Origin of the sequence: Rhodanobacter sp. FDAARGOS 1247 (genome assembly GCF_016889805.1) — a bacterium.
Lineage (GTDB): Bacteria > Pseudomonadota > Gammaproteobacteria > Xanthomonadales > Rhodanobacteraceae > Rhodanobacter.
In genome coordinates this window covers 604,380-619,248 of sequence record NZ_CP069535.1, presented here as the reverse complement: position 1 = coordinate 619,248, position 14,869 = coordinate 604,380, and the positions used below count along the sequence as shown (strand labels likewise).

Annotated in this window: 17 protein-coding genes; 6 read left to right on the top strand and 11 right to left on the bottom strand. The window is 69.5% G+C overall.

Annotated elements, in window-relative coordinates; translation table 11 throughout:
- Positions 1-8: 8 nt before the first annotated feature.
- The 4 genes from imuA to I6J77_RS02665 all read right to left on the bottom strand — a co-directional run bounded on the left by imuA (position 9) and on the right by I6J77_RS02665 (position 4,984).
- Entirely contained in the window at positions 9-632 is a 624-nt protein-coding gene (imuA, locus tag I6J77_RS02680) for a translesion DNA synthesis-associated protein ImuA (RefSeq protein WP_204110474.1), read from the bottom strand.
- The gene (lexA, locus tag I6J77_RS02675) at positions 632-1,252 is read right to left on the bottom strand and encodes a transcriptional repressor LexA (protein ID WP_040673126.1); all 621 of its coding nucleotides are present in this window, start codon (positions 1,250-1,252) and stop codon (positions 632-634) included. Before lexA ends, imuA begins: the two co-directional genes overlap by 1 nt.
- Before the next feature lie 247 nt (positions 1,253-1,499).
- Positions 1,500-3,632, bottom strand: coding sequence for a beta-agarase (locus I6J77_RS02670; protein WP_204110473.1), 2,133 nt, complete (start codon positions 3,630-3,632; stop codon positions 1,500-1,502).
- Positions 3,633-3,646: 14 nt separating this feature from the next.
- Positions 3,647-4,984, bottom strand: a complete 1,338-nt coding sequence (locus I6J77_RS02665; protein ID WP_056715333.1) for an APC family permease — start codon at positions 4,982-4,984, stop codon at positions 3,647-3,649.
- A 112-nt stretch (positions 4,985-5,096) separates the two neighbouring features.
- Here I6J77_RS02665 and I6J77_RS02660 point away from each other — a divergent pair, with 112 nt between their 5' ends.
- The 6 genes from I6J77_RS02660 (at position 5,097) to dinB (ending at position 9,274) form a co-directional block, all read left to right on the top strand.
- On the top strand, positions 5,097-5,420 hold the full coding sequence (locus I6J77_RS02660) for a hypothetical protein (RefSeq protein ID WP_204110472.1): 324 nt from the start codon (positions 5,097-5,099) through the stop codon (positions 5,418-5,420).
- Positions 5,421-5,493: 73 nt separating this feature from the next.
- Positions 5,494-6,261 carry a hypothetical protein gene (locus I6J77_RS02655; protein WP_204110471.1) on the top strand — a complete coding sequence of 256 codons (768 nt, stop codon included), beginning with the start codon at positions 5,494-5,496 and terminating at the stop codon, positions 6,259-6,261.
- Positions 6,262-6,271: 10 nt separating this feature from the next.
- Positions 6,272-6,769 (top strand): RNA polymerase sigma factor, encoded by a 498-nt coding sequence (locus tag I6J77_RS02650; RefSeq protein ID WP_204110470.1) that lies wholly within the window; start codon positions 6,272-6,274, stop codon positions 6,767-6,769.
- The gene (locus I6J77_RS02645; protein WP_204110469.1) at positions 6,762-7,106 is read left to right on the top strand and encodes a hypothetical protein; all 345 of its coding nucleotides are present in this window, start codon (positions 6,762-6,764) and stop codon (positions 7,104-7,106) included. Before I6J77_RS02650 ends, I6J77_RS02645 begins: the two co-directional genes overlap by 8 nt.
- A gap of 127 nt (positions 7,107-7,233) precedes the next feature.
- The gene (locus I6J77_RS02640) at positions 7,234-8,142 is read left to right on the top strand and encodes a RimK family alpha-L-glutamate ligase (RefSeq protein ID WP_204110468.1); all 909 of its coding nucleotides are present in this window, start codon (positions 7,234-7,236) and stop codon (positions 8,140-8,142) included.
- 58 nt (positions 8,143-8,200) lie between these two features.
- Positions 8,201-9,274, top strand: coding sequence for a DNA polymerase IV (gene dinB / locus I6J77_RS02635; protein WP_204110467.1), 1,074 nt, complete (start codon positions 8,201-8,203; stop codon positions 9,272-9,274).
- Between the two features lie 4 nt (positions 9,275-9,278).
- Here the strand turns inward: dinB and I6J77_RS02630 are convergent, their stop codons facing one another.
- Genes I6J77_RS02630 through I6J77_RS02600 form a run of 7 tightly spaced genes read right to left on the bottom strand, consistent with a single transcriptional unit; the run spans position 9,279 to position 14,861 of the window.
- A complete protein-coding gene (locus I6J77_RS02630) occupies positions 9,279-9,929 on the bottom strand; it encodes a hypothetical protein (protein ID WP_204110466.1) in 651 nt (216 codons plus the stop codon).
- Positions 9,926-10,582, bottom strand: coding sequence for a TadE/TadG family type IV pilus assembly protein (locus I6J77_RS02625; RefSeq protein WP_204110465.1), 657 nt, complete (start codon positions 10,580-10,582; stop codon positions 9,926-9,928). Before I6J77_RS02625 ends, I6J77_RS02630 begins: the two co-directional genes overlap by 4 nt.
- A complete protein-coding gene (locus I6J77_RS02620) occupies positions 10,579-11,091 on the bottom strand; it encodes a tetratricopeptide repeat protein (RefSeq protein WP_204110464.1) in 513 nt (170 codons plus the stop codon). The genes I6J77_RS02625 and I6J77_RS02620 overlap by 4 nt, the downstream gene beginning before the upstream one ends.
- Positions 11,076-11,417 carry a DUF192 domain-containing protein gene (locus I6J77_RS02615; RefSeq protein ID WP_235580623.1) on the bottom strand — a complete coding sequence of 114 codons (342 nt, stop codon included), beginning with the start codon at positions 11,415-11,417 and terminating at the stop codon, positions 11,076-11,078. The genes I6J77_RS02620 and I6J77_RS02615 overlap by 16 nt, the downstream gene beginning before the upstream one ends.
- A gap of 8 nt (positions 11,418-11,425) precedes the next feature.
- On the bottom strand, positions 11,426-12,316 hold the full coding sequence (locus I6J77_RS02610; RefSeq protein ID WP_204110463.1) for a type II secretion system F family protein: 891 nt from the start codon (positions 12,314-12,316) through the stop codon (positions 11,426-11,428).
- Entirely contained in the window at positions 12,313-13,161 is an 849-nt protein-coding gene (locus tag I6J77_RS02605) for a type II secretion system F family protein (RefSeq protein WP_007807398.1), read from the bottom strand. The genes I6J77_RS02610 and I6J77_RS02605 overlap by 4 nt, the downstream gene beginning before the upstream one ends.
- The gene (locus I6J77_RS02600) at positions 13,158-14,861 is read right to left on the bottom strand and encodes an ATPase, T2SS/T4P/T4SS family (protein ID WP_204110462.1); all 1,704 of its coding nucleotides are present in this window, start codon (positions 14,859-14,861) and stop codon (positions 13,158-13,160) included. The genes I6J77_RS02605 and I6J77_RS02600 overlap by 4 nt, the downstream gene beginning before the upstream one ends.
- Positions 14,862-14,869 lie beyond the last annotated feature (8 nt).

Here is a 14,869-nt window from a genome sequence, read left to right as displayed (position 1 = left end):
GCCCACCATCAATGCAGGGCGCGCGGCAGCGCCACCGGCTGGGCGGGCACCGCGCCGCCACGGCATTTGCGCACCCATACCCGCGCCTGCGGCCGCGCCTCCAGCTCCAGCCGCAACGCCGCCGGCGAGGCATTGGAGAGATGCTGGCGATCGCGGAACGCGAACGCCAGCGCGCGGCCGCCGTCGGCGGCCACCTGCAGACGGCGCAACGCGCGATCGTCGGCCTGCCGCGGCCACGCCAGCACCGCGGCGCAACTGCCCGAGCGCAGGCATTGCTCCGTCGCCCACAACACGTCGGTCTCGGCCGCCGTGACGATCTCGATCCGGCGCATGTCCACGCCGTGCTGGCGCCAACCGGCCACGCAGGGCAGATACGGCGGCGCCACCAGCACCACCGGCCGCGCGCCCTGGCTGAGGCGCGCCAGCGTGGGCAGCACCAGTTGCAGTTCGCCCACGCCATCCAGCGGCAGCAGGATTTCCGACAGCGCCGCCGCCGGCCAGCCGCCGCTGGGCAGTACCGCATCCAGCGCGGCCCAGCCGGTGGGCTGCTCGCCGGCGGGCGGCGGTTCGGCCCGGCCGCGCCAGACCCGGCGCGCATCGAGCAGGTTCGACAAGGGCATCACGGCCGCCATCAGCCGCCCCTCAGCAGACCGGCGAACAGGCCTTCGATGGCGAAATCCTCGCTGGGGTCGGGGTCGATCGGCTGGTAACCGGGACTGTTCGGCAGCAGCCGGATCACCTCGCCCTGCCAGTACAGCCGCTTGATCGTGAAGCGGTCGCCGCCGACGCGCGCCGCCACCACCTGGCCGTGCCGGGCCACCGGCGTGGCGTGCACGCCGACCAGGTCCCCGTCGAGGATGCCCTCGTCGCGCATCGAATCGCCGACCACCCGCACCAGGTAATCCGGCGTGAGCCGGAACAGCCAGCGCGACACGCGCAGGCTGCGCTCGATCCGCGACTCGGAAAACAGCGGCTCGCCGGCGGCGATGCGGCCGACCAGCGGCAGCTCCAGGGTGTCCGCATCCAGCGCGTCGGGCGCGTCCACCAGGCGGATGCCGCGCGAACGGTTCGGCTCGATCGCCAGCCGCCCCTTGGCCTCCAGCGAACGCACGTGCTTGAGCACCGCGCTGACATGGGGCAGGCCCATCGCCTGGCCGATCTCCTCCAGCGTGGGCGCCTGGCCATCCCGCGCCACGCGGGCCCGGATGAATTCGAGGATGTTGGACTGGCGGCTGGTCAGGTGCAGGCTCATGACCGCCATGTTTTCACCTTTTGTGGTGAAAATATAGTCTGGCGCTGCGGAGCCCATCGACAAAGTGAGGGCGAGCCGTTGTGGCAGCCCAGTTACGCGGCATTAACAAACCGCGTAGTACATTAAGCCCATGTCGTGAGACAACCTTCCCGCTGCGTGGCGAGGCTCCCCTCCTCCTCCACGCGATCAAGATGGAACCCCCCGAAACCCGCAGATCCCCCTCTGCGGGTTTTTTTTGCGTCCATCGTCAACGCCCGCCTGATGGCTGCGCCTGTTCATTGGCCTGGCGCACGGCCCGTACAAAGCCGCCAAACGGAATGTCGGTGATGCCCACCAGCCCGATGTGGCTGTTCTCGCCATCAAGCAGGCGGCCGGTCACCGGCTGGTCGGTGTATTCGAACCAGTGCACGCCGACGACCTGCGGATTCGCCGCGGCGGCCGCGAGGTACTTCGCATAGGCTTCGCCGCGCTGCGCCTCGTTCCCTACCGGCACCACGCCTGCGCCAAACGGGCCACGATCGTTCGAGCCGAAGTGGAATTCGCTGATCAGCACCGGCTTGTCCAGCGCCTGCATCCGGGCCATGTCGATGTGGTGCTGCGGCAGGTCGGCGTAGGCGTTGAAGCTGACCACGTCGCAATACTGCGCGCAGGCCGCGACGGCTTCGGGCGTGTACACCGCGAAACGGCCGCCGAGGAACAGATGGTGCGGATCGTGGCGGCGGATCGCTGCGGCCACGATGCGGAAGTAGGCGTCGGCGTAATGACTCAACCACGCGCTGTAGTCGCGGGCAATCGCCGGATGCGCCTCGTCCGGTGCGGGCGCGACGTAGCCGGTGGCGTCCAGCGCTTTCCACGAGTCCAGTGGAATGCCCCACGCGGCGGCCAGCGCCCGCGGCGTCGCGTACTGCTTGCGCAGCATCGCGATGAAGCCCTGCTTGGCCGGGCTTGCCGCCTCACCCGCCAGGGTGCCCAGCGCCAGTCCCCAGCGACCTTGCGGTCCGATGCCGGCCCAGGCCAGCTCGTTGTCGGCGAAGTAGCCGAGCAGCCAGGGATCGTCGCGCACGTCGGCGCTGGCCTTCGCCACCGCCGCCTCGGTGGCGGCGACGAAGCGGGGATCGAACGGATCGGGCATGCGGCCCCAGTAATCGTAGCCACTGGAAACATTCGCGTAGTCACCGGCGATGTTGATCGAGCGCGTATACGGCAGCCGGTGGGCCTGGCCCAACGCGGGATCGCTCCAGTTGCCGATGGTATTGAAGCCCCATGCCTGCAACCGATCCAGCGTGCGCGTGCGCCATGCGGACAACCAGCCCGCACCATCGATGCGATACAGGTTGGCCGCGTGGAAGTCGAACCAGCGTCCGTGGTCATGGCCGATGCCGCTGCTGGCAGCCTGCCCCGGACGCCGGCTGTCGCCGCGCCCATGAAACGCGGCCCATGCGCCACGGTCCGGGGGCAGCCCGGTGAACATGAACTCGCGCCCCTCGACACGAGTGCGCTGGTCCCCGACGTTGACCGCATTGACGCCCAGCGAAAAGAACGGGTGGCCTTCGGGCGTCACCAGTTGCCAGCGCTCCGTCTGCCTTTGCGCGTGGAACCAGCCGGTCTTGCGCAGCTTCTGGCCATCCAGACGTCCGCCATGAGCGTCGACGCCGGCGGGCTTCGCGGACTCCGGAGCGGCCGTGACCGCCGCGCGCAGCGCGGCATCGGAATCGATCTTCTCCGGCCAGCGGCCGCGCGTGGATTGTCCGTAGCGATCGACGATGCCGGCATAGGCCTCGTGCAGCATGGCCTCGCCCGCGGTGACGGACAGCTTGCCGAACAGCAGGGTCTGCACCGCCTGCGGCCCCGGGATGCCCAGGCGAATCGCGCGCACGCGGTGTCGATCCAGCGTGCCTTGCACGGTGGTCGCCAGCAGGATCGACCGGCCGCGCAACTCGAACGGCATCGGCGGCCCCACCTGCATGCCCTGTTCGCGTGGCGAAGTGGCGCGCAGCGGAACCACCAGCGTCTGCGCCGGCCCGGCCGGCACACCCACGCGCGCCTGCAGACGCGTCGACCCGGCGCCATCGATCTCGATGTCCAGCGTCACCGCCCACGGCATCGCGTTCTGCACCCGCACATGCAGCTCGCCCGCGTCCGACCAGTCCCACGCATCGCCCGCCGGCGTCATCACGATCGATGGATGCGCCGCCGGCTGGAACGCATAGCGCTGCTGCGCCACGCCGTCAGCCGCGTGTTCCACCGCGCCGACACGGCGCACCTGGTCGAGACCGATCCGCGCACCGGCACCGGCCAGATCGGGCAGCGCCGGTGCAGCGGCGTGGCCAGGCTGCAGGCCGCAAAGGCAACACAGGGCGAGCCAGCCGCGCCATCTCATCGCGCGTGCCCGCGCTACCCGACGGGATGCCGGCGGACCCAGTGCTGCCAGCCGTAATACACCGGCACGCCCAGCGCGATGATCAGCAGGCTCATGCCGGCGTCGCCCGGGGCATGGATCGCGCTGGCCACGATCACGCCGAACACGGTGATCACGAAGATCAGCGGCAGCAGCGGATAGAACGGCACCCGATACGGCGCCGGCTGGTCGATGAAGTGCTTGCGATACCAGAACAGCGTGCCGATGCCGAACACGTGGCCGAGCCACTCGCCCACCGTGGTGTAGTTGAGCAACTGGTTGAAGCTGCCCGAATAGGTGAGCACGGCGGCCCAGCCGCCCAGCAGGGCCAGCGCGATCTGCGGCGCGCGGGTGCGCGCGTCGACGCGTCCGGCGGCACGGAAGAACACGCCGTCGGCGCCCATCGTCTGCAGCACCCGCGCGCCACCGGCGATCGCGATGCTGCAATAGCCGAAGGTGGAACAGGCGATGCCCACGGCGATCACGGTGGCCCCGGCGTCGCCGAACAGGCCGCGCATCAGGTCGGCCGCCGGCGCCGTGCTGGCGGCAAGCCCGGCATGGCCCAGTCCGGCCAGGTAGGCGTAATTGACCAGCACGTAGCAGACCACCACGCCGACCATGCCCATGCCCAGTGCCCGCGGCAGGGTGCGCTGCGGATTGCGCACCTCACCAGCGAGATCGTTGAGATAGTGGAAGCCGCCATAGGTGAACAGCACCGGCAGCAGCGCGCCGGCAAACGCCCAGGACGACACCGGATGGAGCGTGTCCGTCGCCAGCACCGGCCCCGACTGGCCATGGGCCAGCACCAGGCCGGCGACCACCAGCAGCGTGACGGCGACCAGCTTCAGCACGGTGAAGATGTTCTGCATCCACGCGCCGGCGCGGATGCCGAACAGGTTGATGCCGACGATGAACACGATCGCGCCCACCGCCACCGGCTTCACGTAGACCTGCGAGGGCAGGCCCAGCGCCGTGCACAGGTAGTCGGCAAACATGGTCGCCACCGCGGCCACGCTGCCGGGGTAGTTGATCAGCGCCATGGTCCAGCCGAACAGGAAGCCGGGCAGCAGGCCGAACGCCTCCCGCAGGTAGACATAGATGCCGCCCGCCTGCGGGCGCCGCGCGCCCAGCTCGGCGTAGCACAGCACGCCAGCCAGCGTGAGCAGGCCGCCGATCACCCACAACACCAGCACCTCCGCCCCGGAGGAGGTGCTGCGTGCCACGGTGGCCGGGGTGAGGAAGATGCCTGCCCCGATCACGCCGCCGATGACGATCATCGCGGCGTCCCAGGTGTTCAGGCGACGGGCATAGGCATTGGCGGGTTCGGTCAGCATGCCCGCTACCATGCCATTGTCCGGGCGGTTTCAGCCAGTCCCATCGGCCCCTGCCGCGCACGGCCTTCCCGGTCGTCGCCGGATCACCCACCTCCACAGAAGATCAAGTCCCATGAACCATGCTGGCTCCCAGTTGCTTTCGGTGATCGCCCTTGGCCTGGTCTGCTGGCTGTTCTACCGACGCTACGTCAACGCGCGCGCCCTGCTGCAATCGTGGGCCGACGCGAACGGCTACAAGATCCTGCACGCGAAGCATCGCCTGTTCATGCCGCTGGGCCTGATCCTGGCCAGCTCCAGGGCGCAGGTGATCTATCACGTGGCGCTGTACGACACCGCGCGCAAACGCAATCGCTCAGCGTGGGTGCGGCTGGGCACCTACTGGATGGGCGCGATGGACGGCGATGCGGTCGACGTGCAATGGGAAGACGAAGCCTAGTGGCGTGAAGGAAATCCCTGCTGGCGTGTATACAGTCGGGAAGGCGGCTCGTCGGTCGTCGCGAGGACATGGCATGAAACAACTATTTCGACTGTTCGCCGGCGCTTCGCTGCTGGCCCTGGCCGCATGTCACGCGCCGGACAGCACGTCGTCGAAACAGGCCGCCGGGTCCAGCGAGCTGAAGGTCTACACGGTGCCGCCGGCGCAGACCGGCCAGCTGGCCGGCGCGCTGCGCAGCGCGCTGGGCAGCAAGGCCAGCGTCACCTCGCCCGCGCCCGGCAAGCTGCTGGTCTACGCCGCGCCCGACGCGCAGGCCTCGATCGGCAAGGCCATCGCCGCGATCGAACCAGCCTCCGCCACGCCAGCGTCGATCACGCAGGTGGGGCTGCATTTCTGGGTCGTCGACGGCGAGCCCGGCACCGGTTCCGATGACGCCGCGCTGAAGCCGCTCGCCTCCGCCCTTGACGGATTGCGCAAGAGCATGGGCCCGCTGCGTTTCACCCTGGATCAGGTGGTTTCCGCCCGGACCTCGGCCGGCGGCAGCGGCACCTCGATCGAATCCACCATCGACGACGGCTATCCGCGCGCGTTCGATTTCATGGTCAGGGCGGTCGACGGCGAGGCGCTGGACCTGCAGCTTGCCTACGACGACCACGGCAACCGCGGGCTGGCCAAGTTCAAGTCGGAAGTCCATCTGCGCTCGGGCCAGTACGTGGTGCTTGCGCAAGGGCCGGGCTCGTGCGCGCCGGCGTTGCCGGGCAAGAGCACGCCCCCGTGCCCGACCAGGCCGGCGTTGCGACTGCTGGTGGTCCGCGCGGACATCCTGCCGCCGCAAGCCTGAGCGGCGCCGCGTGGCGCTGCGCCAGGACGCGCTGTACGCCAGCTATCGGCGGCTGGAGCGTCCGCTTTACAACGTGCTCTACCGCCAGCTGTGGCAGGCGGAGGATTGCCAGGACGTGATCCAGGACGCCTACGTGCGCGTGTGGGAGCGACGCGACAAGGTGGACGAAGCCACGCTCGACGCGCTGGTCTGGACCACCGCGCTCAACCTGGCGAAGAACCGCCTGCGCTGGCGCCTGCCGCGGCGCCATGCTCCGCTGGACGAGGCCTTGCTGGCACCGGCCGCCGACACGCAGGCGCCGGATTTCCTGGCCGCCAGGCAACTGCACCGGGCGTTGCGCAAGCTGCCCCGCAGTTGGCAACAGGTGCTGCTGCTGTCCGAATTCAGCGGCATGCGCAGCACCGAGATTGCCGCCGTGCTGGGCATCCCCGCCGGCACGGTGGCCTCGCGCAAGCACCTGGCCATGGCGCGTTTGAAGACCTTGATGGGAGCTGCTGCCGATGTCTGAGCCGATCCGACTTTTCCTCGACCTGCCGGTGCCGCCCGGAGGCCTTGAACGCCTGCAGCGTCGCCTCGCCGCCGATCACCGCACGGCTCGCCGCCACGTCCGCTGGCTGCCGGCCGGCGCCGCGTTCGCCAGCGGCGTGCTGCTGCTGGCAATCCTGCTGCCCGGGGCGATCACCCGGCAACGCCAGACCGACCAGCTGACCGCCGCCCTGCACGCAGCCATCGCCCCGCCGCCGGGCGGCATCCGGGTCGTCGACGGAGCGGCGCTCGAACTGCCCAGCGGCGATCCGGCAGTCCGCCTGTACCTGGTGCAGGCGGCAAGCGCCGCCGCCGACTGATCGGCTCCGGCGCATGAAGGCGCGCACGGCGCGTGTGACAATCCCCGCTGCCGTCGAGGCACGCGTTTGCGCGCTGTGCGGCGAGCGCCATCGTCCATCGCCATCATCCGCCGCAGGAAGTACCGCATTGTCCGCTGCCACCCCGACCCGGCGCCTGGCCTTCGCCACCTCGGCCGAGCTTCCATCGATCCAGTCTGATGACGCCGAACTCGCGCGCCGGCTGGAACAGCGCGGCGTCACGCCGGTGTCGTGCGTGTGGAACGATCCGGCGATCGACTGGGCGTCGTTCGACGCGGTGCTGATCCGCACCATCTGGGACTACTACAAGCACCACGCCGACTTCATCGCCTGGCTGGACCGGCTCGACCGGCTCGGCGTCGACACCTTCAACGACAGTCGCGTGCTGCGCTGGAACAGCGACAAGCGCTACCTGCTCGAGCTGGCGGCGCAAGCCGTGGCGACCATCCCGACCCGGCTCGCTGCTGCCGGCGAACTTCCGCACGTGCTGGCCTCGATGCCGGGGCAACAGGTGGTGATCAAGCCGAGCATCAGCGGCGGCGCCTGGCACACGCTGCGCGGCCGGATCGGCGATGCGGCGTTCGCCGACGAGGTGGCGCGACTGCCCTGCGGCATCGACTTCCTGGTGCAGCCGTTCGTGCCGGAGATCGTCAGCGCGGGCGAGTGGTCGCTGCTGTATTTCGGCGGCGAGTTCAGCCACGCGGTGATCAAGCGTCCGGCCGCCGGCGACTATCGGGTGCAGAGCGAATACGGCGGCAGCGTCGAGGCGGTCCGGCCCGACGCGGCCATCCTTGCCGCGGCCGCTGCGGCGCTGGCCGCCGTCGACACGCGGAACCACGGCGAGCTGGCCTACGCCCGCGTCGACGGGGTGATCAGCGCCGGACGGTTGCTGATCATGGAGCTGGAACTGATCGAGCCGTTCCTGTTCCTGGCCGGGCAGGCACACGCGGCCGAACGGCTGGCGCAGCACCTGGCGCAACGCCTGAACCCGCCGCCGGCGGCTGCGCAGCGGCACTGAAACGACGGCGCTGCGTACAATGGCCCCACCCCGCACGCCGTGATTCCCGCAACCCCCGATGTCTTCGCCACGCAAGATCCTGCACGTCGACATGGACGCGTTCTACGCGTCGGTCGAGCAGCGCGACGATCCCTCGCTGCGCGGCAAGCCGGTGGCGGTGGCCTGGCGTGGCGCCCGCTCGGTGGTCTGCGCGGCCAGCTACGAGGCACGCGTGTTCGGCGTGCGCTCGGCGATGCCGGCGGTCAGCGCCGAACGACTGTGCCCGCAGCTGGTCTTCGTGCCGCCGGACTTCGTGCGCTACAAGGCGGTGTCGCGGCAGATCCGCGAGATCTTCGCGCGGCACACCGACCTGATCGAACCGCTGTCGCTGGACGAGGCCTATCTCGACGTCACCGCAACGAAAACCGGCCTGCCCTCGGCCACCGCCACGGCGGAGGCGATCCGGGCGGCGATCCGCGAGGAGACGCAATTGACCGCCTCGGCCGGCGTGGCGCCCAACAAGTTCCTGGCCAAGATCGCCTCGGACTTCCGCAAGCCCGATGGCCTGTTCGTGGTGCGACCGCACCAGGTCGAGGCCTTCCTCGCCCCGCTGAAAGTGGGCCGCCTGCCCGGTGTGGGCAAGGTGATGGAGGCGAAGCTGGCGGCGCTGCAGATCGTCACCGTGGCCGACCTGCGCACGCTGGCGCTGACCGAACTGGAACAGCGCTTCGGTCGCTGGGGCCGGCGCCTGCACGAGTTGTCGCTGGGCATCGACGAGCACCCGGTGCAGCCGGATCGTCCCACCTTGCAGATCTCCGCCGAAGACACCTTCGAGCACGACCTCACCCTGGACGATCTCGAACCGCACATCCGCCAGCTCGCCGCCAAGGCCTGGGCCGGCTACCAGCGCGAACGCGAGCGGGTGGCGCGCACCGTGGTGCTGAAACTGAAGACCTCCGACTTCCGCACGCTGACCCGCAGCCTCACGCCATCCACCCGACCGCTGTCCGCCGATGAACTGGGCGACATCGCCTGCGCCCTGCGCGAACGGGTCGAACGCCCGGCCGACAGCCGCTACCGGCTGGTCGGCGTGGGCCTGTCCGGCTTCGTCGACCGCGACAGCTACCAGGCCCAGTCCGACCTGTTTGCCTGACTGCTCACTGCGCGTAGCGGCGCAGGCGGTCCGCCCGCGAATTGGCCTTCTTTACGTCTACGCGAAGGCTTTCCGGCATGGCGAAGGTGTCGTCGGGAATCTCCGCGAAGCCGACCGCGGTGGCTTCCATGCGGTGGGTGTGGCCGGCGCTGTCCTTCGCCTCGAAGGCCAGCAGCAGGCCGTATTCGGCATCGATCCAGAACACGCCGCTGTCGCTGCCGCCGGGGCCGGCATGGCCGGCGTGGCGGTAGCGCCAGCCGTGCGCCGGGCGACCGGCGATGCGGCGACTTTCCACCGGCGCGCAGGCAAAACCGAGATCCCAGCACGGCCTGGCCACGTCGAGCCGGGTGATCGCGCCGATCCGCACGTGGTCGGCCGGCAAGGCCCGCCGCGACGTGGACATCAGCAGCCACGCATGATCGCCACCGCGCAGGATGCGGCCGCGACGGCCTGCGCCCGCGTCGAAGTCCACCCGCGTCTTGTCGCCCTTGATCCAGATCGTTTCGGCGGCGACCCCATCGTGCCCGGCCAGTGTGCGGATGCCGCTGCCTTGCAGCACCGCGTCGATCTTCACGTCGGGCAGCTCGGCCGCCTGCAGGGCGGATGCCGGCAGCGCGAGCACGGCCCACGCCATGACGATCAGGCATCGCTTCATGGCAGCACGCCCGCGTCGCGGATCGGCGTCTGCATGCGCACCATCGCCTGGCTCACGATCGGCAGGCGGCCGCTTTCCAGCATGGCGATTTCCCGGGCACTCAGGCCCTTGTAGAACGACTCGCGGAAGATCGCGATCACCAGCTTGTCGATCACCGGCACGATCATCTTGTAGCCGTACACCACGCGGATCTTCAGCACGTTCGCGTCCTGCACGGTGAGCCCGCTGCGGCCGCCGGGGGACTTCGCGCGAAATGCCAGGCTGTCGTTGGGAATCGCCTCGACGCCGTCGAACTGCCGCTCCTTCCAGTCGGCGAAGGCGGCCTTGGTCGGGCTGATCACCTTGATCTCGCTGACCAGCGGGTTGTTGGCGGCCACGAAGGCCTCGGCGTAGGCCTTGGTCGCCTCGCCGTTGCCGACCTTGTGCGCGTACAGCGGCATCAGGCCGCGCGCCAAGCCGACCCGCATCGCGCTCATCTTCGCGTTGTGGGTGGCGCCGTTGCGGGCGGCTTCCAGCGCGGCGTAGTCGACCGTGGTCTTGACCCGGTAGAACAGGATCGCCTGCAGGATGCCCAGCAGGAACACGCCGAACACCAGGATCACCACGCAGGTCTCGACCACGGCCTGGCCGCGTTGCCGTCCGCCCAGGTTCATGGCCGCCGTCCGGCAGCTGGTGGCGGGGGCGCCGAGGCGGAGGACGCCGGCTTGTCCGGCGCGACTCCAACGAGCGCGGCAATGCCATGCTCCATCGCCGCGCTGTCCCGCTGCAGGCCGGCGTCGATGCCGGCCGCATGCTGCGCGCCCTGCGCAAACGCGGCCTCGGCCTGGCGCAGCCGCACGATGCCCAGGTTGTGCCACGCCTTGGCGTGGCCGGGCTCGATGCGCAGCACGTGCTGGTAGGCGTCGACCGCATCGTCGGGACGCTGCAACCGCACGTAGACGTTGCCGAGGCGGAACCAGAAGTCCGCGTTCTGCGGCAGCTGCTGCACCAGCGCCTGGTAGTCGGCCAGCGCCTGTTCGGGATGGCCGCCGCGGTACGCCTGTTCGGCCCGCTGCTGCTGGGCGACGGTCTTCACCAGGCGCTGCGTGGGCGACGCGGCGCAGCCAGCCAGCGCCAGCAGCATGACCACGCATGCGATGCGGATTTTCAGTGTGCCTGCCATGTCCACTCCTCGCCGCGTGCGGGCGAAAGCGCGGCGATGCCGCCCGGCGCCAGCTCCACCGTCTGCCAGGCGTCGGAGCGCAGGCAGGTGCGCCACGGCGGCAGGCTTTCGCAGCACTCCAGCACGCGCCCGTCCCGGTCCAGGAAAACGATGTCCAGCGGATAGCCCATGCCAAACGTGTGCACGCCGCCGCAGGGCGTGAGCCACAGCGCCTGCGCCGCGCCGCCGTGCAGTGGCGGTCGCCCCAGCAGGCCGCGCAGGCGACTCCATGGACGATCGGCGCGCCACGCCTGCGGCACGATCGGCTGGCCATCGCGAAGAATCACGCCCGATTTCAAAAGATGCCCTCCTGGCGCATGCGCAGGTAGATGAAGTAGCCCAGCACCAGGAAGATCAGCGGGAAGAAGAACAGCACCAGCGGCAGCATCATCTTCACCGGCGCCTCCAGCGCGAGTTTCTCGGCGCGCAGGAAACGCTCCTCGCGGCGCTGCCCGGCCTGCGCCCGCAGCGTGGCGCCCAGGCTGGCGCCGACCCGGTCGGCCTGGATCAGGGTGCCGGTGAAACTGGAGATCTGCGACATCTCCATCCGTTCGGACATCCGCTTCAGCGCCTCGGCGCGGGGCAGACCCGAACGGATGTCGCGCAGCAGGCGGGTGAACTCCTGCCGCAGCGGACCGGCCGGGCCCTTCTGGGTGGCCTGCTCGATGCCGCCGGTGATGTTCAGCCCCGCCTCCACCGCCATGGTGATGAAGTCCAGGTACACCGGCAGGTCCTTGATCACCAGGCGGCGGCGCTTGCTGCGCCGCTCGCCCAGCCACAGGCTGGGGTAGAACCAGCCGGCGGCGGCGCCGAACAGCATCGCCGTGCCGTAGAGCAGGTAGCCGTGCCGGTCGAGCATGCCCAGCAGCAGCCAGAAGAACGCCGCCACGAGGCCGGCGCCCACCACGCGCAATCCGTAGAGCTGCTCCGGGCTCAACACGAAATCCTGGCCCGCGGTCTGCAGTTGCCGGTGCGCCTGTTCCAGCTTGTCCGCGCCCAGCTTCGGCGCCAGCACGTGGGTGGCGGCGTTGACCAGCGGCCAGATCAGGCGCAAGCCGAACGGCAGCGGGTCCTGGAAGTTGCGATCGGCCACGGGCACCTCGCGCATCAGCCCGTAGATGCCCCAGAAGGCGAAGCCGACGCCACCGCCGATGGCCACCGCAAGCAGGATGACGACCGGGCTCATATGTCGATGCTCGTGATCTTGCGGCACATGCGATAGCCCAGGTACTCCATCACCGCGGCCACCGCGATCACCGCCCAGCCCACGTAGGAGTGGTACATCTCGTGCATCGTGTCGGGATAGGCGAAGCTGAGGAAGCCGATCAGGCCGACCGGCATCATCGCCATCACGATGCCTTGCAGGCGGCCCTGGGCGGTCAGCGAATTCACCTTGCCTTCCATGATCAGCCGGCGCCGCAAGGTGTCGGCCAGCGAGGCCATGCTCTCGGCCAGGTTGCCGCCCACCTCGCGGGAAATGCCCACGGCGGAGACGAACAGGGTCACGTCCTGGATCGGCACGCGGTCGTTGAAATGTTCCAGCGCCTCTTCCAGCTTCACGCCCATGCGCTGCTCGCGCAGCAGCAGCGCGAACTCCTGCGCCAGCGGCGGCTCGACGTCGCGCGCCAGGCTTTCCAGCGCCGGGGTGAAACCCAGCCCCGCACGCATGCTGCCGGCCACCATCATCAGCCCGTCCGGCAGCTGTTGCTGGATCTGGTTGATGCGTCGCTGGCGCAGCCACCGGTAGATCTTCTTCGGCAGCACCAGGATCAGCACCAGGGTCACGATGGCCAGCAGCGGGTTGCCACTGAGGAACCACACCAGCAGGGGCACCAGCACCATCGCCACGGCGTTGAGGCGGAACAGGTTCCGCTCGTCCATGAACATGAACATGTCGGCGAGATTGAAACGCGCCTGCTCGGTGAACGCTTCTTGGTAGCGCCCCCAGAACACCGTCGAACTGCGCGCCGCCAGGTAGCCGATCGCGGCGACGGCGAGAAACACCACGATCGCGACGGGAAGCAGGCTCATGCGCGATCGTCCTCGTTGATCTTGAAGATCGACAGGTCGACCGGCACCCCGCGATCGGCCAGCTCCTCGTAGAACTCCGGCACCGCGCCGGTGGCCGCGTACTCGCCGCGGACCTTGCCGCCGGGGCCGCCCTGGTCGCGGGCGCGGAAGGTGAACAGGTCCTGCGCCTGGATCGTGCCGCTCTCGATGCCGGTGATCTCCGAGATGTGGGTGATCTTGCGCGAGCCGCAGGGGAAGCGGCGCTGGTGGATGATCAGGTCGATCGCCGAGGCGATCTGCTCGCGCACCACGGTCATCGGCAGGTCCATGCCCGACATCATCACCATCACCTCCAGGCGCGACAGCGCATCGCGGGGCGAGTTGGCGTGCGCGGTGGTCAGCGAACCCTCGTGGCCGGTGTTCATCGCCTGCAGCATGTCCAGCGCCTCGCCGCCGCGGCACTCGCCCACCACGATGCGGTCCGGGCGCATGCGCAGCGAGTTGCGCACCAGGTCGCGGATGGTGATCAGCCCCTTGCCCTCGAGGTTGGCCGGACGCGCCTCCATCGCCACCAGGTTGGGCTGGCTCAGCCGCAGCTCGGCCGCGTCCTCGATGGTGACGATGCGCTCGTGGTCGGGGATGAAGTTGGAAAGAATGTTCAGCAACGTGGTCTTGCCCGAACCGGTGCCGCCGGTCACCACGATGTTCCTGCGCTCGCGCACCGCCACCTGCATGAACTCCAGCATCTGCCGGTTGACCGAGCCGTACTGCAGCAGGTCGTCGCCGCTGAGCTTGCGCTTGCTGAACTTGCGGATGCTCAGGCTGGGCCCGCGCAGCGCCACCGGCGGGATCACCGCGTTGACGCGCGAGCCGTCGGCCAGGCGCGCATCGACCATCGGCGAGCTCTCGTCGATGCGCCGGCCCAGCGGCGCCACGATGCGCTCGATCGCCGCCAGCACCGCCTTGTCGCTGGTGAAGATCACCTCGGACTTCTCGATCCGGCCCGCACGTTCGATGTAGATGTCGTCCGAGCAGTTGACCATCACCTCGGTGACCGTCTCGTCCGCCAGCAGGTCTTCCAGCGGCCCCAGTCCGATCGCCTCGTCCAGCACCTGCTTGGCCAGCCGGCGGCGGTTGATCGTGCGCGGCAGTTCGTCGGCAAACTCGCGCTCGATGATTTCCTCGATCAGCGACGAGGTCTTCTGGCGCAGGTCGTCGTCCGTCATGCCGCGCACGTCGACCCGGCGCAGGTCCATCTGCCGCACCAGCGATTGGTGCACGCGGGTGCGCCAGGCCAGCATGTCGGCCGATGGCTGCAGCGTCGCGGGAAGGCCGGTCACCGGCGCGGCCGGCGGCGAAGCCACCGGGTCGAGATGGACCGGCGCGTTGGCGGCACGTTGCGGCACCCTCACCGGCGCGGCCTCGTCCTGGTCGACCAGCACGCGCAGCCGGTACGAACCGATGATGACGATGTCCTCGCGGCGCAGCGGGCCGTGCTCGCCCTGCACCCGGGCCCCGTTGATCACCACCGGGGCGCGGCCACCGAGCACCTCGATGAAGACGCCGCCCTTGCGCACGCTCAACATGGCGTGCTCGCGGCCGATGTTCCAGCCCTGCAGGATCACCAGGTTGTCCTCGCCGCGGCCAATGCCGCAGGCGTTGTGCAGGCAGCGCACCTGGCGCGGGTCGCGGTTGGCGGTTTCGATCAGCACTTCGAACATGGCTTCAC